Origin of the sequence: Wolbachia endosymbiont (group A) of Anthophora plumipes (assembly GCF_964028115.1) — a bacterium.
Classification (GTDB): Bacteria; Pseudomonadota; Alphaproteobacteria; order Rickettsiales; family Anaplasmataceae; genus Wolbachia.
Genome location: NZ_OZ034756.1, coordinates 877,333 through 899,852, shown reverse-complemented (window position 1 = coordinate 899,852; position 22,520 = coordinate 877,333). Strand labels below are relative to the sequence as shown.

General features: G+C 35.1%; 18 protein-coding genes and 1 tRNA gene. 4 read left to right on the top strand and 15 right to left on the bottom strand.

The annotated features are described in order from the left end of the window. The first annotated feature begins 4 nt into the window (after positions 1 to 4). Together ligA and ABWU75_RS04525 are read left to right on the top strand one after the other, a co-directional pair. Entirely contained in the window at positions 5 to 2,002 is a 1,998-nt protein-coding gene (gene ligA / locus ABWU75_RS04530) for an NAD-dependent DNA ligase LigA (RefSeq protein ID WP_353286696.1), read from the top strand. 415 nt (positions 2,003 to 2,417) lie between these two features. Next, positions 2,418 to 2,939, top strand: coding sequence for a hypothetical protein (locus ABWU75_RS04525; protein WP_264731514.1), 522 nt, complete (start codon positions 2,418 to 2,420; stop codon positions 2,937 to 2,939). On the opposite strand, the gene dapA is transcribed toward ABWU75_RS04525, so the two are convergent. From dapA to ABWU75_RS04470, 11 genes are all read right to left on the bottom strand, one after another. Continuing rightward, positions 2,932 to 3,861 (bottom strand): 4-hydroxy-tetrahydrodipicolinate synthase, encoded by a 930-nt coding sequence (gene dapA, locus ABWU75_RS04520; protein WP_264731512.1) that lies wholly within the window; start codon positions 3,859 to 3,861, stop codon positions 2,932 to 2,934. The two genes, ABWU75_RS04525 and dapA, sit on opposite strands and share 8 nt — an antisense overlap. Before the next feature lie 9 nt (positions 3,862 to 3,870). Beyond that, a complete protein-coding gene (gene ssb, locus ABWU75_RS04515; RefSeq protein ID WP_096616007.1) occupies positions 3,871 to 4,344 on the bottom strand; it encodes a single-stranded DNA-binding protein in 474 nt (157 codons plus the stop codon). A 67-nt stretch (positions 4,345 to 4,411) separates the two neighbouring features. Continuing rightward, positions 4,412 to 4,485, bottom strand: a tRNA-Arg gene (locus ABWU75_RS04510). A gap of 110 nt (positions 4,486 to 4,595) precedes the next feature. Next, positions 4,596 to 5,411, bottom strand: a complete 816-nt coding sequence (locus ABWU75_RS04505) for a hypothetical protein (protein WP_353287071.1) — start codon at positions 5,409 to 5,411, stop codon at positions 4,596 to 4,598. Between the two features lie 4 nt (positions 5,412 to 5,415). Then, positions 5,416 to 6,024 (bottom strand): hypothetical protein, encoded by a 609-nt coding sequence (locus ABWU75_RS04500; RefSeq protein ID WP_253309205.1) that lies wholly within the window; start codon positions 6,022 to 6,024, stop codon positions 5,416 to 5,418. A gap of 4 nt (positions 6,025 to 6,028) precedes the next feature. Next, complete coding sequence (locus tag ABWU75_RS04495) at positions 6,029 to 7,468, bottom strand: hypothetical protein (RefSeq protein ID WP_264731510.1); 1,440 nt, start codon at positions 7,466 to 7,468, stop codon at positions 6,029 to 6,031. 323 nt (positions 7,469 to 7,791) lie between these two features. Further along, positions 7,792 to 9,537, bottom strand: coding sequence for a type I secretion system permease/ATPase (locus tag ABWU75_RS04490; RefSeq protein ID WP_353286695.1), 1,746 nt, complete (start codon positions 9,535 to 9,537; stop codon positions 7,792 to 7,794). 407 nt (positions 9,538 to 9,944) lie between these two features. Then, positions 9,945 to 10,952 (bottom strand): tRNA (adenosine(37)-N6)-threonylcarbamoyltransferase complex transferase subunit TsaD, encoded by a 1,008-nt coding sequence (tsaD, locus tag ABWU75_RS04485; RefSeq protein WP_264731506.1) that lies wholly within the window; start codon positions 10,950 to 10,952, stop codon positions 9,945 to 9,947. Between the two features lie 234 nt (positions 10,953 to 11,186). Then, entirely contained in the window at positions 11,187 to 11,477 is a 291-nt protein-coding gene (locus ABWU75_RS04480) for a GIY-YIG nuclease family protein (RefSeq protein ID WP_264731504.1), read from the bottom strand. A gap of 191 nt (positions 11,478 to 11,668) precedes the next feature. After that, the gene (locus ABWU75_RS04475; protein ID WP_264735927.1) at positions 11,669 to 12,406 is read right to left on the bottom strand and encodes a hypothetical protein; all 738 of its coding nucleotides are present in this window, start codon (positions 12,404 to 12,406) and stop codon (positions 11,669 to 11,671) included. A 783-nt stretch (positions 12,407 to 13,189) separates the two neighbouring features. Then, positions 13,190 to 14,206 carry an aspartate-semialdehyde dehydrogenase gene (locus ABWU75_RS04470; protein ID WP_264731500.1) on the bottom strand — a complete coding sequence of 339 codons (1,017 nt, stop codon included), beginning with the start codon at positions 14,204 to 14,206 and terminating at the stop codon, positions 13,190 to 13,192. A 140-nt stretch (positions 14,207 to 14,346) separates the two neighbouring features. Here ABWU75_RS04470 and ABWU75_RS04465 point away from each other — a divergent pair, with 140 nt between their 5' ends. Further along, a complete protein-coding gene (locus ABWU75_RS04465) occupies positions 14,347 to 14,790 on the top strand; it encodes a hypothetical protein (RefSeq protein ID WP_264731498.1) in 444 nt (147 codons plus the stop codon). Positions 14,791 to 14,798: 8 nt separating this feature from the next. Here ABWU75_RS04465 and ABWU75_RS04460 read toward each other — a convergent pair whose 3' ends face one another. Continuing rightward, entirely contained in the window at positions 14,799 to 16,076 is a 1,278-nt protein-coding gene (locus tag ABWU75_RS04460; RefSeq protein WP_353286694.1) for an APC family permease, read from the bottom strand. Between the two features lie 131 nt (positions 16,077 to 16,207). Between ABWU75_RS04460 and ABWU75_RS04455 the strand changes: the two genes are divergently transcribed. Continuing rightward, the gene (locus tag ABWU75_RS04455) at positions 16,208 to 17,641 is read left to right on the top strand and encodes a hypothetical protein (protein ID WP_353286693.1); all 1,434 of its coding nucleotides are present in this window, start codon (positions 16,208 to 16,210) and stop codon (positions 17,639 to 17,641) included. Positions 17,642 to 18,899: 1,258 nt separating this feature from the next. On the opposite strand, the gene ubiA is transcribed toward ABWU75_RS04455, so the two are convergent. The 3 genes from ubiA to infB are packed head-to-tail and all read right to left on the bottom strand — an operon-like array spanning position 18,900 to position 22,511. After that, the gene (ubiA, locus tag ABWU75_RS04450; protein ID WP_253307364.1) at positions 18,900 to 19,757 is read right to left on the bottom strand and encodes a 4-hydroxybenzoate octaprenyltransferase; all 858 of its coding nucleotides are present in this window, start codon (positions 19,755 to 19,757) and stop codon (positions 18,900 to 18,902) included. A 3-nt stretch (positions 19,758 to 19,760) separates the two neighbouring features. Next, positions 19,761 to 20,177, bottom strand: a complete 417-nt coding sequence (locus ABWU75_RS04445; RefSeq protein ID WP_353286692.1) for a ribosome-binding factor A — start codon at positions 20,175 to 20,177, stop codon at positions 19,761 to 19,763. A 9-nt stretch (positions 20,178 to 20,186) separates the two neighbouring features. Beyond that, positions 20,187 to 22,511 (bottom strand): translation initiation factor IF-2, encoded by a 2,325-nt coding sequence (gene infB / locus ABWU75_RS04440; RefSeq protein ID WP_353286691.1) that lies wholly within the window; start codon positions 22,509 to 22,511, stop codon positions 20,187 to 20,189. Positions 22,512 to 22,520: the final 9 nt, after the last annotated feature.

The following is a 22,520-nucleotide window of genomic DNA, read 5'->3' as shown; positions in this document are numbered from 1 at the left end:
TATCATGACTAACTTAGAAAAGATGAGAGAAAAACTGCAAGATCAAATAAATTATCATAATGTTTTGTATCACCAAAAAAATAAGCCAGAAATAAGTGATGCTGAATATGATGAACTGAAGAAAAAGTTAGCTGAAATAGAGGCACAATTTCCAGAAATTTATGCAACACAAGATAGTGTTGGTGCTCCACCTGATGAGAGGTTTTCTAAGGTGGAACATCAAGAACCTATGCTTTCTCTTGAGAATGCTTATGATGAACAAGGTGTAGAGAAATTTTTGTCTAAAATAAAGAGATTTTTAATTGAAGACAAAATAGAGATATTATGTGAGCCCAAAATTGATGGGTTGTCGTTTTCTGCAATTTATGAGGATGGAAGATTTGTTAAAGCTGCAACTCGAGGTGACGGTTTTGTAGGGGAAGATGTCACTCACAATGTTGCAACAATAAAAGGCTTTCCTAAGTTTTTGCAAGGTGTGCAAGGAAGACTAGAAGTAAGAGGTGAAATATACATCAGTAACAGCGACTTTTTAAAGTTAAATGAAAACGATGAATTTGCCAATCCTCGAAATGCAGCTGCTGGTTCTCTAAAGCAATTGGATGCAAACATTACAGCAAGTAGACCACTTAGATATTTTGCTTATTCTTTGATTGGTGGAGCAGAGAAAAGTCAAAGTGAAATACTAAATAAGCTTGAGGCACTTGGTTTTTGCGTAAATGAGCATCAGTCCTTAACGAGTAGTTTGGATGGAATGCTGAAGTTCTATAACGAGGTCTATAATTGTCGCTATAACTTGGATTATGATATTGATGGAATAGTCTATAAAGTAAATGATTTGGTACTACAAAATCGTCTAGGGAATACTCACAAAGCACCGCGCTCAGCACTTGCATACAAGTTTTCTGCGGTTTATGCAAAAACAAAGTTAAATAAGATATTTATACAGGTGGGCAGAACAGGGGTTTTAACTCCAGTTGCAGATTTAGTGCCAGTCAATATTGGTGGGGTGCTAGTTAGTAGAGCAAGTCTGCATAACCAAGATGAGATAAAACGTAAAGACATAAGAGAGGGAGATATTGTAACAATCAAAAGGGCAGGAGATGTAATTCCCCAGGTCATTGAAGTGAACAGAGATTCTCGTCTTCCAAATACACCTGAATTTGTGTTTCCTGGAGTATGCCCTGAATGTGGTAGTAAAGTACGTCAGGTTGAGGGAGAGGCGGCAGTAAGATGTCCTGAGGAATTTGCCTGTAAAGCTCAAATAATAGAAAAACTAAAGCATTTTGTATCGAAAGATGCATTTGACATTGTTGGCCTTGGTGATAAGCAGATAGAGTTTTTTTACGACCTTGATCTGATAAAACAAATCCATGATATTTTTACTTTAGAAGAAAAATTGGATGAATTTAATCTGGAAGGACAGTCTGGCTGGGGCGAGAAATCTATAGCTAATTTGTTAAATTCTATACAAAGCAGAAGGGTAATAACTCTAGATAGGTTTATATTTTCTTTAGGTATTAGATTTATTGGCCAAGTTGCAGCAGAATTGCTTGCAGATTATTATGTTTCTTATGATAATTGGTATAATTCGATGATTGAACTGTCATCAGATAATACTGAGCTAGTCGGTATAGACGGCATAGGAAAAAAAGGGGCTGAATCTTTGGAATCATTTTTTTCTAAGGAACATAACATCAAAATGTTAAATGATCTTACTGCTTGTCTTCAAATTCTTCCTGTGAGCTCCAACTCTAGTGACTCTGTTTTAAATAATAAAATTATAGTGTTTACTGGTAAGCTACTTGCTATGAGTAGAGGAGAGGCAAAAGTAAGAGCCAAAACTCTAGGAGCAAAGGTCAGCTCACATCTTTCTGCTAAAACTGACTACCTAATTGCAGGAGAAAAACCAGGATCCAAATATAAAAAGGCAGTGGAATTAGGTGTAGAAATTTTAGATGAAGACCAGTGGCATAAAGTGATAAGTTCGGGAGTGTTCAAATGACACTTGGATTGTATATTAAATCAAAGTTGCAAGACTATAATGAGCAAGCTGTTAATTGGATTGATTGGATTACCACAAAAAAACTCCTTTCTTTCTCTCCATTTTTTCTGGGTAAGGTCATGGTGCTGGTACAGGTCCTATAGCTGACCCAAGCAACACATCATACCGCGATTTATTCGCAGTATCTCAGCATAGATTCCGCTAACAAGTAGCGGAATGACGAATTTTTGTTTTTCAAATTATCGGTAAACCTAATCCACTTTAGCTATAGATCTGACATGTCTTATAGCTTAAGATATTAAAATTGTATAGACTAAAGTGCGCTCAAAGTCAATTAAAAAGCCTCAGTTATATAATTGACATTGGTTGCAACATTATGCAATAATGAAGGATTACATCAATGAAGAGGATTATCATGCCTGATCAAAAAAAGTTTGCATCATATGCAGCAATAACCATAGGGTCTATAGGGCTTATAGCTAGTACCATAGCTCTTACTATGTATCGTTCTAGTTTATCACCTCTTATTGTAGGGGGGATGATTGGCTCTATGCTCCCGCTAGTTGCGTGTACGCTTGTTGGCATTTTATTGCTTATAGATAGAAGCTCTCTCGATAAAATATACGGTAATATATATGACCAAAAAAAGATAAATGAAAAAGCTGAATTGTTTGATAAATTGAGTAAGTGTGTTTTACCTCTTATAGCAGTGGCTGTTGTTTCTTTTGGAGTTGGAGCAGGTTTAGCTGCCCTTGGCCTTGAATCGCCCCTAGCTATAGCCGTCTTAGCTGCAGTAGCATGCAAAGTTATTATGTCACTTTTTAGTGCAATAACTGAACGCTCTTCTTCTCCACCAACACCACCAAGTGGCTTGGTTGACAGCGGTGTGAAAGCTGATGGTGCTGATAAAGGTTGTAATCCTTGTCCTACTAATTAGTCAGTTCTTTCCATCCAAGAATCATTTTATTGGCTTGCCTTAATATCTCAACAGAAGGCAAGTCTTCTGTGCTGAGTGGTAGGCGGACAGTTTGATGTTCTATAAGACCAATATCATGCAAAAGTGCTTTAGTGGGTATTGGGTTGCTGGCAATAAATAGAGCTTTGCAAGCTTGTTGCCAGATATCTGTTGAACTTTTCATGTCATTTCCTGTCATTTGAGGAGTTGTTTTTTTTCTAGTTACGTGCTGGAATGACAGTAGGCATTGCTTAACATATTCATGTGCTACATGTGGCCAAACATTGGAAGCAACGGAAACCAGACCAGCCGCACCATAAGCGGCCATATCGGATATCATATTATCATCTCCGCAAAAGACCTCAATATTTGGAGCAACTTTCTTATACTGAGCTAAAGTATCAACGGTGCCACTTGAATCTTTGATAGCCCAAAATTTTTCGTGGCTGGATAAGTTGCGTACAGTTTCAGCGTGAAGACTCACTCCCGCTCTCGATGGAATATTGTAAAACATAGCCGGCACATGTGCTTTCTCAAGCAGCTTTTCAAACCATAAAGTCTGCCCCATAATTCCGGGCTTTGCATAAATGGGAGTTGTCATTAGATAGCCATGAATAGGCATACCCTTGCAAAAATCAAGCCATTCAAGAGTTTGATATAGATTCACTCCTGGTACACCAATTATAATTTTCGTATTTAATTTTAGCTTACATACAAATTCAACTAATGTACGCTTTTCAGAATCAGTAAGCGATAGGCCTTCACCTGTGCTACCCAGTAAAACTACGCCATTTTCAGCTTCAGCTTGTATTGTAAGTAAACGCTGCAAACTGCGGTAATCTATGTCATCCCCATTGCAATTAAAAGGAGTAACACAAGCAGTCCATAAAAATGTAAATTTCAATTTAAATTGTTAAAATGGTATTTCATCGTCGATTAGTTCATCTTTTATATCGTTGTCAAAACTTTCGTGCTTATTTTTTTGTTCTGTTTCATTTTGCTTGTATTCACTTGGCTTGTAATCGGAATTTGGTCGCGAATCCAAGAGAGTAAGAGCGCTATTAAAATTATATAGAACCACCTCTGTTGTGTATCTTTCACTACCGTTTTGGTCAGTCCATTTTCTAGTTCTCAAAGAACCTTCAACATAAACTTTACTGCCTTTGCGTGCAAAATCTTTGACGATTTTTACTAATCCTTCACTAAAAATTACAATATTATGCCATTCTGTCTTTTCAGAGCGCATACCGGAAAGTTTGTCAGTCCAACTTTCAGACGTGGCTATTGAAAAACTTGCCATCTCTTTTCCATTTTGTGTAGTCCTAATTTCAGGATCTTTTCCTAAATTACCAACTAATATGACTTTGTTTATGGTACCACCAGACATAATTATGCTCTAAATAAATCTCTTTATTATCTTATGTGAAAGTACTATTGTCAAATTTAATTAAAAGTGCGCTTGGAGGGATTCGAACCCACGGCCTTTGCCTCCGGAGGGCAACGCTCTATCCAACTGAGCTACAAGCGCATATATAGCTACCCACCCGCGGTATCTATGTTGAGATCCCGCTAACGAGCAGCGGGATGACGGTTTTTCAAATTGTCGGTAAACCTAAGTCACTTTGGCTATATACTAAATTATTTAATAGATAAGCTATCCAAGTCAAATTTTTGTTTTGGATAAAGCGTAAACATAACACTCCCATGTCCAAGACATACATTTTGAGAATCATTCGCATGCTTTTTTATTGCTTTTTGATCTACGGCCCATACAAAAGTCACACAATTTTCAGTGACTGAGTGCACCTTTAAGTCCTTAGTATTTATAAACAGCTTTCCATTTACCCATATTTTCCATGTATCGGAAGAAAGATATAAAATTGAGTCTAAACTCACTACCTTACAGTTGAAATTATCTGATACCTCCTCTTTTGCAGCTCTTGAAGACCGTAAATTGAACTTTTCCATTTCATTGACCATTCTATTAACTGGCTCTTCATCAAAAAAAATGCTTTTTACGTTACTATATTGTGACAAAACGTCAAAGTCACTTTCCACTGCTTCTCTTATTATATCGTCCCGATCTGTATAGCTTAGTTTTTGATTGTTAATAAAGAAACACTCTTTTGCACGCAAATTTGCTATATCAATAAAATCATCGATTTCTTGATTGCCAACTTTAAGAATACTTTCAAAATATCTTTTTTCTATCATCATTCCATACTGAGAATGATGACAAACCATTTCATCATCACCTTGTTTTTCTATATATACGCATAAATTTCCACTATTTAATCCTAATATTTTATGCTCAATAAAATCTTCATTGCCAATACATTGTCGGCAAGAATACTCCTTACAAATTTCTATGCTTTCTATGATATCTTCACAACTGCAATATGCATTAACATTGGAAATGAGTAGCGTAAAAATAAAAAACAGCTTTATGTTCATCACCTTATCTACTTAATATAGTATACCAATCAAAGACTATATTAACTCTCACTATCTCTATCATATTACCATTCAAAATTTGATTCATAGTTGCAGCATCAATATTTCTCTGCTTGTTTAAAATAAGAGATTTGATCATAACATAACCGGGCAGATTTGGAATAGACTGTAGAAATAAAAAAATATGCTTATCGCTGATTGAACTTAAATTTAGGACCACTTCACTTTTTATTACTTTTGTGCGTTCACTTTTGTTGTGGAGCTCAACTTCTTCGGGTATAGAAATTGATATTTCAGGTTCTAATATATAGTACTTTTTATATAACCTGCTAAGCTCGAAATTTAAATTTGCAATGTATCTGCTACTGTGTAAATTTGAAGAAGAAATTTTTTTCCATAAATCTAGGTTTTTATTTAGAACAACTTCCTTTTTTTGAATTCCAGTAATCTGTAAATTAATAGAACGTATTTTATCAATCGCAATTTGGTTTTTATTATAAACCTTTTCGTTATAGATAACAACATATGTTAATAACCCTATTAATCCAACAGATAATAACAAACACGATATAAACTGAATTGTAGCTTTTCTTTTTAATTGAGAGATAGTCATTAATCTACATTGCCTCTCCTATTTCAACATCAATAGATAGATTTTGCCCTTTAGCAGCAGGTAAGTTAGAAATATTAATGTCATAGGTACGAAAATTATCGTTTAAATTTTTTCGTAGTTTCTCGTATTGATAGGAAATATTTTTACCGGATCGAAAATTAAACCTTAAAGTTGTGGTAATATAACTTTTTGCCTCATTATAATTCCATTCAAATGATCGAAGCTCTATACCTGGTACTTTTAACTTTTCTACATATTTAACTTGTGTAAGAGGAGAGTATTCTATTTTTGATAAAATATTATTGATATTAATAAAATCATAAACTTCATCTATTTTTTTTACATTATAGCTTTGGCTAAGTTTTGTTAATTGGTTATTTAAGGTGCTCTGCTTTGCGGATAAATTATCAGCGACACTGAAGTTTGAATACAAATTTAGCAAACAAAGGGCGTTAATTACAACTAAAACCAAAGCGAAGTATAGAAAAATTTGAGGAGAGTTTAAATAAAGATAATTGAATAGATAAAATTCTTTAGTTTCCTTTGTATTAAAAATAGCTGCTAATTTATTCTTAAAGCTGTGAAACAAAATTATGGTATCGCAAAAGTTATCTTTTTCACTTATAGCTAGTTCTGCTCCTAATAGTTTGCCTAACTCATATGGAGTTAATATGTTCACACTGTTCTCTGAAAAATTTATGACTGATAAACTAGCTTTAATATCTTCTGACACTATGATGCAAAGGTCGATAGGGTTATTTTTTTCAAACCCAAACTTAGTTAAGGATCGAATAGTATCTTGCACTTCCTGATATATTCCACCAGCAATAATTCCTGGTAAATTATCATTAGTAAATGGTACTAAACGCGTAAATATCATTTTATTCTCTTTAAGAACCACTTGTCTATAGCCTCCCGTTTTAGTTGCAGCAACTATAATTTTCCAATTATTAGGATCTTTATGTAGAATCTTTTTTGTTATATTACTTATTTCTATAGGAAACATTAATATTCCCTTAAAGTTGGAGCCTATCTCAATAAACACATTCAACCAATATTCTACTAAATGCTTTGCTTTTGATGAAACAAGAAGATAGCACCAGTTTTGATTGAATTTGTTTGGCTTCTCAACCAAAAAAACTGAACTTATGTCATTATTACGAGAAAAATGCTCCATCTTTGTTTTTGCTGATAGATAGGCACTAATCTTGTTTGCCCTTGTAATAAACTGTAGCGAGTAATTTTGATCTGCATGATTAAGCACCAGGTATAAAGGTGCTTTTTTGTCTGATGAAAGACATGAAATTAAATCGGAAACTGCTTTATCGTTTTTGCCCTTAACAAAATACCTTTTATTTAAAGTATTATTTTTAAAATATAGTAACATTATGCCTTCTTCTCCAATAGAAAGCATAAACTTACTTTTGGATTTTGAACTAAACATATTAACAGAGCATATACTTATCTAGAATTAAAAAGGCAATTTATTGAAATTCATTAAACGTTAGAGGGAAATATTGTTATAAATTTTCGCAGCAACATTATTTATATTATAATTTTTTTATAAAATCACTACTAATATTAAGCTATTTAATTAATAAATTAAGAAAACTCATTAATTAGAAATATACACTATCTGCCGATTAACTTTAATTAATAGGAGTTATTAATCTATTTACTATTCTTGTAATATTATTTCTAATGGTAAACATTTCTAGTAATACTGGAACAGTTGTTATTTCAGATACAGAATTTAGTGTAAGTAAACTAACCATTTGCTGAAGAGTGCTCATCTTCTGTGGTATTTGATGATGGAGCAACTAATTTGCTCAAAATCTCATCTTTTGGTCCCATAGCGTAAATGACACCATCTGACATGAGGATCACCTTATCAACTACGGACAATAACGGTAGCTTGTGAGTGATGATAACAGTAGTAGTATTTTGCTTTCTTGCAATGCCAATTGCATTAATTAAGCATGCCTCTCCATTGCTATCTAAGTTAGCGTTTGGTTCATCAAGTACTAAAAGTTTTGTGTGACCATAAAAAGCTCTGGCAAGTCCAAGAAGCTGTCTTTGGCCGCCAGAGAGCGTTACTCCTCCAGGACCTCCTATTGTTGTATCATATCCATTTGGTAAGCTTAGTATTAGTTCATGTATTCCTGCAATTTTTGCTGCTTTGATTATTTCTTCAGGATTTGGATCTGGTCTCATGCGAGCAATATTAGCTTTGACACTAGTGTTAAATAACTCAATATCTTGAGGTAAGTAGCCAACATAATTACCAAAATTTTCTCGATTCCAAGTATATACATCAGCGCCATCTAGTCTGACTACACCAGATATTGGCTTCCATACACCAACAGTTAATTTTGCGATAGTGGATTTACCAGAAGCACTTGCACCAATCACACCTACTACGTCCCCTGGTTCTATTACAAATGATATTCCTTTTACTGTCGGTTTATTGCTTCCATAAGGAGTAAAAAATACTCTATCAAATTCCAATTTTCCTTCAGGTTCTGGTAGAGCCATCGTTTGCTCTCTTTTTGGCGATGTTAATATAAGTCTTTGTAGCCTTCCATATGACATTCTAGCCTGATTTAAAAACTTCCAAGTATGAACCGCAGCGTCAAATGGTGCTAATACTCTACCCATTAAAATTGAAGCAGCGATGATGCTACCAGCAGTTTTATGAGCTGTAATTGCAAGTAATGCACCTGTTCCAATTACTGATATTTGCAGAGTTGAGCGCAAAAACTTAGTGATTCCAGTAATTACATTAGAGCGATTTTGTGCTTTAATTTGCATTGCTCGATTCTGATCATTTCGTTTACACCAATCAGAGACTATGAATTCTGACATGCCCATAGCTTCAACTACTTCTGCATTTCTTGTTGCAACATCTATAGCATTGATATTCCGTATAGTTTCTTCGTTGGTTTCTTGTAATATTCGTTTAGTGGCAAGTTCATTCCATATTGCCATAGAGACTAATATAATGATTCCAGCAATAGCTATAAACCCCGTGGAGGTGTGTATCATGAAAATCACAACAAGGTAAATTAACGACCATGGAGTATCAAACAGTGAGAATATACCATTTCCTGTAATGAAATTTTTTATTACCCCGAGATCTCGTATTGCTTCACCACTTGAAGTTGAGCTCTGCACTGACGTTAGCCTGATTGACCTTACTATCAGATCTGGTGTTGCAGTTTTATCGATCCAATCACCTATTTTTGCCATGGCTAAATATCGACAAGTTTCAAGCATTGCAGAACATGCAAATGCAGATAAAGTGATAATTGTCAGCATAGTTAGTGTTGATACACTTTCGCTTGATATCACCCGATCAAGCACTTGAGAGGTATAAAGTGGTAGAAATAACATTAATAAATTGATTCCCGCACTAAACCAAAAGATAAACCAAAATGCACTTTTGCATTTTTCTAGGCAAATATATAGAGTACTTTGCTTCAATTCTTTTTTTATTAATGGCGTAATTTCCACAATCTTCCTCTTAATTTGATTACATGCACCATATACAATTTTTATTACAAAAATATTAATAACGGCAGTTAGCTTACTTTAAGTGAGTAAAATATTAATATATGTAAATAGGAAATATAAACAATGGTAAAAAGAAGTATAGTTAATATTTCCTTCATTGCCTATAGCTGAGCTACGTCATACCGCCGCGGCGCTAACAAGAGATCCCGCTAACACGTAGCGGGATGACGGTTGTCAGGGTAGCTGTCATCCCTTGTGGAAATTGTTCTCAAATCACAATGTTCGTACAGCTATAGATTCATTCGCGGCGTAGATTCCGCTAACACGTAGCGGAATGACGAATTTGTCGTTTTTCAAATCGTCGGTAAACCTAAGTCACTTTAGCTATAATTCAGAATTGAGAGCTTTTAATAACTCTCCAACTCCCACTTAGGTCTTGGTGCAAAATTAAGTGGATCTATATAATTCTTCTGTAACCTTTCAATTCCTGCCCATCCAACCATTACTGCATTGTCTGTACATAGATTATTAGGGGGGAAAAATATGTTTAAGTTTATGTGTTCTTTCAGTTTTTCTCTCAAAAAATTATTTGCTGCAACTCCGCCGGTAATCACAAAGTCATTGATTTTGATATTTAAAGATTCAGCCATAATAATCGCATTACTAACCCTGTCCAGCAGTATGTCACTAATACACTCTTGAAACGAAGCACACACATCACACACATCTTGCTCGCTCATTTCGAGTTTCTGCACTAAGTTTTTTACTGCTGTCTTGATTCCAGAAAACGAAAAGTTACATCCAGAACGTTTTATCATCGCCCTTGGCAGTTTAAATCTTGCACCATTGCCTTTTTTAGCTAACTTTTCAATTAATGGCCCTCCGGGATAGCTTAAACCCAGCATCTTAGCAACTTTATCAAATGCTTCTCCTAACGAGTCATCAAGTGTCTCCCCGAGTTTAATATATTTACCTACATCCTGTGCAATTAAAAATTGACAGTGACCACCTGATATTAGTAGGACTAAAAATGGAAATTTCACCTCATGTAGTAACCTAATAACTAATGCATGCGCTTCTAAGTGATTCACTGCAATGAACGGTTTTTGTGCTACATGCGCAATTGCTTTAGCCATCATTGTACCAACTATTAATCCACCTATGAGTCCTGGTCCTGATGTTGCTGCAATTGCATCAAGATCGCAAAAGTTAAGGTTAGATTTTTCCACGGCGCTTTTTATTAGACCACTTAAATGCTCCATATGAGCACGTGACGCTATTTCAGGGATCACCCCACCGCGTTTTTTGTGTTCTGCTTGGGAGAGAATTTCGTGAGCAAGGACTTGCTTGTCACTATTTACAATCGCTACTGCAGTTTCATCGCAGCTTGTTTCAACAGCTAAAATGGTTTTCATGTATATTCGAGCACTTTATTATAAAAACTATACCTTGAAACGCTGTAGAAGTTAACTGCAAAGTTAACTTCTATAGCTAAAAGATTTACCGACAACCGTCATTCCGCTGCTTGTTAGCTGATGAGATACCGCGAATGAATCTACAATCGTATGAACATTGCGCTATTGAGATGGAGCACTTTCTTGTTATTCCAGGTCTCCTCTCTCGTCATCCCAGTGCGTGACACTGGGATCTCACTTAGTAATTTCGTAATATAAATCATACCAATTTGGGTTTTTTCTTGCAACTAAATTGATTTTCCATTCCCTTCTCCAACTTTTTAGAAGTTTTTCTCTATTAAGAGCCGAATCTACGTCTTGAAATTCTTCAAAATAAACTAATTTTTGTACATTATATTTCGACGTAAAACCGGGAATAACCTTGTTCTTATGCTCCCAAATTCGTTTAATTAAATTCGACGTAACACCTATACATAGAGCCTTATTGTGTCTACTTGCAAGTATATAAATATAATAGTTTTTCATAAAATTTAGATCCCAGTGTCACGCACTGGGATGACAGGAAGAGGAGACTGAGATGACAAATGTGAGTGCTGATGTAACAAATGTAAATGCTTGAATGACATCAATAATTATATACATTTTATCACTAAACTAGACGTTCGTACAGTCGTGGAATGAATTGCGGTATGACGTAGGAAAACCTGCACTATAAGCTAATCATCATCTCCAAATATAGAGCTAATTTTTTTGCCCCCAGGAGAAAATTTATTAGTCCAACTGCTTTGCACTTTGGTTACGTCTTTAGTGGCGGTTTTATTGCTGTATTCCTTGATTTCCTTATCTATTCTATCCATCATTTGTGGATCCAGGCAGCTCTTTTTCCATTGATCAGTAGCAAGGAACACTTTGTTTAAATCTTGAGTGCGAATTAAGTATTCTTTATCCTTAGGATAAACCTCTTGTGCCCAAGCAAATAGCTCAAAATAGCGTGCAAACAATTCAGATGCGCGTGACTTTGCAGTTTGATAAGCTTGTATCTCCTTAAATATAACTTGGCTAATAATTTTCTGCACAAGAACATTTGCTTGCCTTAAATTCTGCTCAATATCCTGGTAAACCTTATGGAGAAATTCCTGCTCTAGGCTCAAGTTAAGCTCATTTTCAACCATATGTGAAAGTTCATGCACTATAATGTATGGATTTGACCTTCTCAGCACAATAACATACCTATTTACACCGGAAGACCTGATTGTCTTACACACCCCTTCTTCCATATCCACTAATCCCTCTTGGTATATTTCAAACGAAAGCTTATTTTGCTTTATTAGTGATAAAGTGAGGTTTAATGTGTTTCTAAACTTCTCAAATTGATAGAGATACTCAATATATCGTATTGCATTTTCACTGCTTCCTACTTTAGTCGCTTGTTTGATTAAATTCCTGATTAGCATGCCTTATTATTAAAGGAATTTTTTTTTATACTCAAGAGCTATAAAGTGTTTTTTAGGAAATCTCATTGCATAGCTAAAGTAATTCAGGTTTACTGACAACCGTCATCCTGCTAACACGTAGCGGGATGACGAGATGCCACCGCGAACCGTCATACCGTCACGAACCGTCATACCGCGATTCATTCGCGGTATCTCTTAGCATAGATCCCGCTAACACGTAGCGGGATGACGATTGTCGATGAACCTAAGTTACTTTAGCTACAAACATTAAGAAATTTACCAAATAAAAAAAAGGCAAAAGAAGCCCTGGTCATTATCTATTTTCAGTATTGGCGTTTTTTAAGTCTTAAACACTGCAATTTAGCTGCTTTTAAGTGCAACTCACCTTAGTTCAAATGTTTAAGAAATTTACTAAGCAGAAAAAAAGGCAAAAGAAATCCCGTGTTAGCTAGTTGTCACTCTCTAATCCTGCAAATTGGCGTACTATACTGTCTTAAACGACTTATAAGCGCGTTTCAGCTTGTGTAGGTAAAAACCTAGAAATATTGTGAAGACATAAGGTGCACATAGTGCAAAAAATTAAAAATAAGACGCCAACTACGTTGTTTTCTTGCTGTTTAATCTGCACAGATGAAGATAACTGAATACCTTCAGTACCATGATAAGAGGACTGGCGGAGTTTGTCAAGGAAGTTTTTGTAGCTCTCATGGTTTTTGCGTCACACGCTGCCATGTGGTATACAAATTTCCTTCGAATTACAACGTACGTGCACTCTATATGCACTTAATACTCTCTTATCAAAATCTCAAGAATCTGCACTATATTTAATGCTGCGCCTTTGCGCAGATTATCAGCCACTATCCACATATTTAATCCGTGTTCAACAGTATTGTCTCTTCTAATACGCGATACATATACAGCATTCTCCTGTACAACATCAATTTGAGTGATGTATTCACCGTCTTCACGCCTGTTGTACACTAAAACTCCACTATCTTCGGCTTCACTTAGCACTTCACGAGCTTGTTCTTCAGTGATATGTTGATCAAATTCTACATTTACTGCCATAGCGTGACCGATAAAGACGGGTACTCTTACACAAGTTGCAGTAACTTTTATATCTTCCTCTAAAATTTTTTTTGTCTCCTCTTGCATTTTCCATTCCTCTTCTGTAGAACCATTCTCCATGAATTTCCCTACATGGGGAATGCAATTAAACGCTATTTGCTTGGGGAATATCTCGGGCTTTTTAGTCTCATTCATGAAGATTTTTTTTGTCTGGTCATAGAGCTCATCCATTGCTGCTTTGCCTGCGCCAGAAGTTGATTGATAAGTTGAAGCAACGATTCTCTTTATTTTTGCTTTCTGGTGTAATAGATGTAGTACTAGCAGCATCTGTATTGTAGTACAGTTTGGGTTGGATATTATGTTGTGGTTTTTATATTCCATAATTTTTTCTTTATTAATCTCCGGAATAATGAGTGGCACACCTTCTTTCATTCTAAAATGGGAACTGTTATCTATCACGATGCATCCAGCCTGTGTTGCAATTGGTACATACTTTTCAGAAACATGATATCCAGCACAGAAAATGGCTACATTAGTTCCAACGAAGTCATAATCCTCAAGGCACAAGACAGTTAATTCTTCATTACCGAAACTCACCTTCTTCCCTTCTGATTTTTTCGACGCAAGTGCAATAACAGAATCTATTGCCTCATCTTGAAACTCAGCAAGCGTGCTTAATACCTCGCGCCCTACTCTTCCGGTTGCTCCAATAACAGCAATTTTGTATCCCATATAGATGAACCTCTAACTTTAAAGTTCTATTATATTTTTACTGACAAAATTTACAATTGTTTTAATATTTTTACCTTGCAATTAATTGTAATTTAGCTATTATTATGCAATATTAGTAATATTACATAATAAAGTGAAAGATGAATAAAGAATACAATGAAACTAAGGTTAAACCTGCAATGTCTACACCTCAAGAGCCTGAAAGAACCAATGGATTAAAGGCTCAAAATGTTCTTTCGAAAAAAAGAAAGCCTGCAATAAATTTTGATGATAAAAAATATGGTGTAAGAAACCTTAAAATAGACCAACAGTTCCTAAATAAAAGACAAGAATCTTCAAAGCTAAGAGATTTCTTAAGATCAATACCAATAATAGGGAGATTTTTAGCAAGGATTTTCACACCTGAAAAAATAGAAATCATCAGTAACCCTATATATGACAACATGGAAGCATATGAAAAATCGCAAGCAGGTCACTCCAGTAAGATAAAAGATGAGACTAGTGTAGATGATGAACAAGCAAAAGTAGATAGTAAACTTAAGAAGGGTAATGTTGAACAAGTGGACAATAAGAAAAGTCGTTAAACTCTATTTTATTGTGCAGGAGCTCTGCAGTACCAAAATAAATAAATGGGTATGCCACTTGCGGTGAATAAGCTTGCGATCAGCAAGGTATTCACAGAAGTTTCAAATATTACCCAGCAGCAAAAGGTTGTTGCTATACTGCCAATTAAAAATTTGTAATAGTTTTTCTCCTTTATAATAACCTTGAGAAAAGCAAGACTGCATGCAAGGTAAACAAATAAAAATGAAACTACAGAAAAGTCGATAATTGATGTGATCTGTTTAGCAAAATTGTTGCTTGAAGTGAGAATTAGTAGAACTGAAGTGCCAACGGAGCTGATTGTTATGCCCCAGAAAGGAGAACCGTGCTTGTTTCTTTTAGCAAAGAACTGTGGCATCAGTTTATCTTCTGCAAGGCCAAGGGCCACTTGTCCACTAGCTAGTACCCAAGCATTTAAACTGCCAACACAAACAATAAAAGCAACAATAGAAATGATCAAATGCCAATTACCAGGAAACATAATTTTTATTGCGTCAACATACGGCGCTTTTGAATTAACTAGATCATTGCCGTTTATCAATCCCATGATTGCAAGGCTATTAATGAAATATATAACTGCAACAGAGATTGTGCCAAGCACTATGGCTCTTGGTATAGTCTTGGCTGGATCGTTGACTGATCCTGCAGGTGCTGTTGCTGATTCAAGTCCAATAAAACACCATAGAGTGAGTAGTGTAGAGCGAGCAAGGACTTGAGACATCGTGAGGGTTGATATTTCCTCACTTATGATAAAATTATTCCTATCAAAGAAAAACAACGCTGTTACTGGTATAGCAAGCAGTGCGGTAATTTTGACAGTCATCAATAAAAGCTCAACACATCCAGCAGCAGTGACACCTCTTAAATTTATTAGTGTAATGATCGTAAATAATAGTATTTCTAAAAATAAGCGTATATTTTGAATATCTCCATGAAAAAGCGAAGTAAGATAGCCAATACTTGCAACGATTACTGCTGTCGTGCTAACCCATGAGATCACCCAATACGTCCAACCAACAAAGAAAGCTGCAGCAGGGCCAAAAGCATGCTTTACATAAACGTGAGGACCACCCGTTTCTGGAAATTTTGCGCAGAGTAAGGCAAAAACCAAAGCAAGAGATATAGCACCAAGCCCTGATATCACCCAGCTTATAAGGCTGTACATGCCATATGGAGCAAGGCTAATTGGAAGCATAAAAATTCCAGAGCCAATTTGGCTGCTAATCACTAAGGCAAAAATAGCCCAAAAACCTATTTTATTTGACACAATAATTTTTATCTAAATAGACTAACGATATAACTGAAGCTCAGAAATTTCAATCGATCTTTATAAAAACTTGCATTTTTCTCAATTTATTTCTAAAATAGATTATGTTAACAGATTATTAAGAGGGGGTTATGAATCCAGGGTTAAAAGCATTTTTGGTTGTTTGTGGTTTTATTTTACTCTTATGTGGTTCTATTTTATTCTTATTTTTTACTTATTACTATTTAAGTCTTCTCGTCAACTATATCCTTGACCCGATTCTAGTTCGCCCTTGTAAGGACTTAATTAGTAATTTTTATACCTATTTATCTACAAGCACCTCTAGCCCTGCACTAGCATTTTTGGCTACAGGTTTTATTGTTATCGCTGCATTTATTTGTCTGAATAAAATGCTCCTTCCTTTGCAAGAAAAAATCATAAACAACTATAATTCCTTTAAAAACGACAACATTGATAGTAATAGCAAGTTATTTGAGGTTTATAAAGATCCAACAATAAAATTAAAGGACAAAATCTTATTCTTCAATATACACTTGATATATTACCTACAGCTTCCGTTTTTGTACGTTGCATCAAAGGTATCAGCTCTACGTGGGTTTCTTATATTTAATTTTGGTTTATTATTGTTAAATTATGCACTGCTAATTCCAGTAGCACTTCTTGAATTGATAAAGTATCCATTAGTGAGGCTTTTCTCACCTTTGGGTTTGAATGTAAAGCAGCTAAGCTTTTTGTTTAATGTAAGTGACGTGGGCACTAGTAATCAGAGTGTTCACACGAGTAGTTTTGAACATAGTATTCTCCAATGCGCTCAAGAGTTAAAACAGAAATTTGGAGCTCAACCAAATGTACTGGATAAAGAATTTGAGGATTACATAAATGGTTCAGATGAGTTGACAAGGGATCAAAAAGAGCAATTAAAACTTTATCTTAACTTTAATAACTCTAACAGAGCGGCTTGGCAAGAATCAAGAACTAGCCTTACTCTCACGCAAGCTGCAAATTTAGTTTTGACTACAGCTAAGGATCAAAAGTCAGATATAGATTTTCTAAAGTGCATGTTACTGATACGTTTCAAAGAGGGAAATGGTAAGTGCAATCTAGGAATGTTCAATCGTATTATTTACTCGCTTAGCTGTCTTGAAGCAAAAAATAACTTTACAGTTGAGGTAAACGCTCAAGTGTACGAGAGAATGCCAAGTATTACGGAAAAATTCCTGAGAAGCTGTAACAATAAAAAAATTACAGTTTTAAAGGACAATTTTGATAATTTTTATTCTGATGGTGATATGGATCCTCAAATAAAAAGCAACATCAGTAAACTAATAGAAGAAGCAAAACAATCTGTCTTTAATGAATTATATGTGGATTATTACAATAGGTATGGGCAAGATGTTGGAAGAGGCCCTATAAAACATAAATTAAAAGAGTTAATTACAAGCGACGATGTAAAAGAAGCAATAAGCGCTGTTATAGATGGTATAGAAATTCCTCCAGTACCACCTACTTATCTTGAAAGAGTAAAAGCATTTTTTGGAGGTCATGCAAGGTCTTCTGCTGCTTAGTAGTGCTATAGCAGAAAACTTTTTTATTTTAACTAAAAAAATTACTTCTGCATATTCAAAGCCTTATTATAATGACAATTAGAGATATTTAGAGAACTCAAAATCTATCTCCGTCTGCAGACTTTTCATCTAAATTTCAGTTAAAAATGTGGCGTATCTTCTTCAGCGTGTATACATTACTTAATCTCTGCCCAATGTACGTTGCATTTTTTCTGAATCTTGTTCATATGGGGGATTCTATGTCTAAAATTCCAGACACTTGACTTTAGCTAAAAACCATCTGGCGCCTATGGTTTTTTATAGTTTTGTCTTCCCTTTTCTGAATGGTTTGCAAGCTGCTGTAGCTAACCAAGAAAGGTTTCCCTACGTCATACCGCCGCGGTATCTCTAGATCCCGCTAACAACTTACTATTACCCACAAATAAAAACATAGTATTGTATTTACTCAAATAATTTAATTTTATTAACCTGAAAGCTTATTGGATTAAAATTATTAAACTAAGAGTTATAATCTTAGCAACTAAAAGCTGTAAATTGCACCATATAAACAGTTATTTCAAGCAAAAGTTATGCCATTAAGAGCTATGCAACAAACATTTATATTTGTGGGTAATAGTAAGCGCTAACAAGTAGCGGGATGACGAGATGCCACCGCGAACCGTCATATCGCCGCAGACCGTCATACCGCGATTCATTCGCGGTATCTCTTAGCATAGATCCCGCTAACACGTAGCGGGATGACGATTCTTCAAATCGTCAAGGTGTCATCCGAGTAGCTTGACTACTTGGATCCAGAAAACTTAACTTTAAATAAGTGGCTGCATAATAAAGACTAGATTCCAGCGTCACGCGCTGGAATGACACCATTTTCGGTCTCTTAAATTACTTTAGCTACAAACATTAAGAAATTTACCAAACGAAAAAAAGGCAAAAGAAGCCCCATGGTGCGAGTTTTGACTCTATATTACTGTAAGTGGCGCTGTAATAATGTGCTAACGCTTAAAATAAGCGCGATTTGGCTGAATGTAGAAAAAATTTAAAAGACATGCAGCCGCTATAATTTTATGTAATCCGCCAAAAAATACCCTAAGTTTTTTACTGAATTTTGTTATTGAGCCTGCAGGTCAAAAACAAGTTTTGAGTCATGAATACCCTTGTTATCATAATAAGGGGGCTGGCGGAGTTTGTCAAGTAAGTTTTTTCGTTTCTGCGAGCTACCTGAGTTTATTGACTTCATTAGAGCCAAAACTCTTGAGACCTAGGTGATAATTCTATCTAAAAGGATGCCAAAAAAGAGAAGCAACCCTACGTAGGAATTATTTTTAAATATGGACATGCATTGACTGGGATCGTCAGGATTGAAATTTTTGTATTGGCGGTGAAATATGAACCCTACAGCAAGTAGAGCAATATAAAAGATGTTATTTAATGATGATAAGATACCAGCATATAGCCACGTCATAAGAGATATTAAATAAAATCTTTTCAACCAAGATTTTGTTGTATCACCAAAATATAATGCGGTAGATTTCATTCCGAGTTTTTCATCATCTTTTTTATCTTGATGAGCGTATATGGTGTCATAGCTAAGTGTCCAAAAGACGCATCCTATATAAAACAGCAAGGATTCTATACTGATCTGGTTTATTATTGCTGCTGAGCCCATGAGCGATCCCATATTGAAGGTAAACCCTAAGAACAATTGTGGCCACCAAACATACCGCTTTAATAAAGGGTAAGTAGCTATCATACACATTGAGATTATTCCAAGTATGAGTGTGGTTTTATTAGTTAACAATAAAATTACCAAGGCGATAGATAGTAGCAGTGAGAGTAAAACCAAAGCCTGCTTTATGTTTAATGCACCACTTGCAAGTGGCCTATATTTTGTTCGTTCAACGTGCGCATCTATTTCCCTATCGAAAATGTCATTGATTATGCACCCTGCAGGTCTCATTAAAAATGCACCTATAGTAAATAAAACAAGGAGAAAAAGAGCCTGATACGATAGAGAAGTTGAGGCTAAAAGAATACCGCTCAAACTGGGAAATAGCACAAGCCACAAACCTGTTAAACTGTGCAGTCTCATTAATGAAAAGTAACGGTTGAAATACATTAATTAAGTGTGATTATGTAATATTTTGCTTACATTAACAAAATTATCGAACGCTAAATCAGGCTTGAAAACTAACTCAGGTATAAATCGCAAATCAACATAACACAATATAGATTTACGTATTGACCATGCAGATTGGTTCATTTCATTAACAACAGTGTTAATATCACAATTATCCTCAGAAGGATCTCCAGTGCGTGATGCTGAAATCCATGTACTTTTTTCTGAATCTGAGTAGTCAGCTACTTGGATATTCAATAAAGATAACACAATATATACATCTGCTTTTTTCAAATCTTTACTTAATTTTACGTCAGATACCGCTACATTTTTATTGAACACCTTACCTTCCATTAGGACTCTTGATATTGCTCTATGCAATACCGATGCTATTTTTAGGTTTCTAATTTCCTTTTTCATATCCATCTACTATAACACCCTTTCTTCTTGCACTAATTGATAAGCTTCCAAAATATCTCCAACTTTAATATCGATATTACCCTCTAGTGATACTCCGCATTCAAAGTTTACACCTACTTCTTTAACATCATCTTTAAATCTACGTAGTGCTTTTAACTTTCCTTCATGCACCAATTTGCCACCACGCACTACCTTAATTAAAGAATCTTTTCTTATGACTCCATCACTTACGTAACATCCAATGATATTACCAGCTTTAGATACGTTAAATATTTGCCTCACAGATGCAGAACCAACACGAACCTCTCGTGTAACAGGCTTTAACATTTTAGTTAAATACATTCTCATGTCGTCAATGAGCTCGTATATTATGTTATAAATATGTATTTCTACACCTTTTTGTTTTGCCAAGTCCCTTATTTTTGAGTCCACTTTTACATTAAAAGCTAAAATTACTGCACTTGATGCTTCTGCAAGCAGCACATCTGAATCTGTTATCCCTCCTACTGCTTTGTGTAGGATATTTAATTTCACTTGGTCTTTACCGAGTTTATCAATTGAACTTGATATTGCTTCAATAGAACCAGTTACATCGCACTTTAAAACTACAGATAGTTCTTCTGTTTCATTGTTATTACGACTGAATATATCTAAATTATTGTCGTCTAAATCTTCTTTCTTTTTCTTGATCAACTCTAGCCTGTATTCAACAATTTCACGCGCCTGCTTTTCAGAATTTACAACAACAAATTTATCTCCAGCATTTGGCACACCATTTAGACCAGTAATTTCAATTGGAGCGGAGGGTAGTGCTGCTTTTTCTCTTTGACCAAGGTGATTAACCATACTACGTACTTTGCTGTATGTTGTACCAACTACCAATATATCACCAACCTTTAACGTTCCTTCCTCAACTATCAATGTAGCTGATATTCCTTTCGCTTTATCTATTTTGGATTCTATTACCCATCCAAGTGCTCGACAATCTTCTATTGCTTCTAGCTTCATTAATTCAGCGATTAACAAAATCGCCTCTTCTAGTTTATCTAAATTAGTTTTCTTTTTTGCTGATACTGGCACAATCATAATATCACCACCAAGCTCTTCAGAGATGAGATCATATTGAGGCAAACTATTAATTATTTTTTCTACATCACCAGGTTCAGATTTATCAATTTTATTAATAGCAACTATAATAGAAACATTTGCTGCTTTTGCATGATTTATTGCTTCAACTGTTTGTTTCATGATTCCATCGTCAGCTGCAACTACTATTACGACTATATTAGTAATATTGGCACCACGTGCACGCATCGCAGTGAACGCTTCATGTCCTGGTGTATCAATAAAAGTAATTTTTTGCTTATCTTTTGTCGTTATTTGATAAGCACCTATGTGTTGAGTTATGCCACCTGACTCTCTTTCTGCAACATTAGATTCACGAAATGCATCGAGCAATGAGGTTTTACCATGATCGACGTGTCCCATAAAAGTGACGATTGGTGGTTTAGGTTTTTTAGGCAGGCTTTCTCTGCCTTCTATAAAAAATAAATCCTTTTCTCTGTTGGTATCGCTCACTCGTTTAGCCGTATGATTAAATTTTTCCACTATTTCAGATGCTATATCTGGATCCACCAGATCATCTACTCTATAACTCTCACCGACTTCTTCTTTGAACATTTTTAGCACACTCTTGCTATCTTCTGCCATACGAACAGATAACTCCCTGATAGTTATTTTGTCTGGTATAATAACTTCTCTTGATATATTTTTACCCTTAGTAAACTTTGACTTTCTACTTCTTATACCAAATCTTTGCTTAAATACAGGGGGTTGTTCAGTTTTTTCATCTATTGCCTGTGCAATTACCAGTTTAGAATGCTTAGAATATATATCTTTGTTGACTTTAGAAGACTTTTTATTGTCATCCTCATTGTCAACACCATCTTCTCTTAGTTCAACTAAGTGAACATCACTTAAAACTTTCTTATTTATTTCCTTAGATAAAGCGTCCGCTTCATTTTTCTCGTCAATCTCTTTATTGCTGTCTTCTTTTGCTGTTTTCTCTTTTTCTTCTCTCTGATTTCTTTCTTTCAGCAAAGCAGCATTCTGCACAGCATTAATGCGGAAAATTTGTTCTTTCTCTGTTAAAGAACCTAATTTACTCTCGTCAAATAAATTATGTTCTTCTGCATCATGAGATTTTTTTCTTCTTTTTTTTACTATTGTAGCTCCAGTACTTGGGCTAGCTGAAGAGTTTAAATTGAGGTCTAATTTAAGCTTGCTTAAGCCTTGGAGCGTTAATTTTTTATTACTGATATCTTCATTATTCATATTATTTTA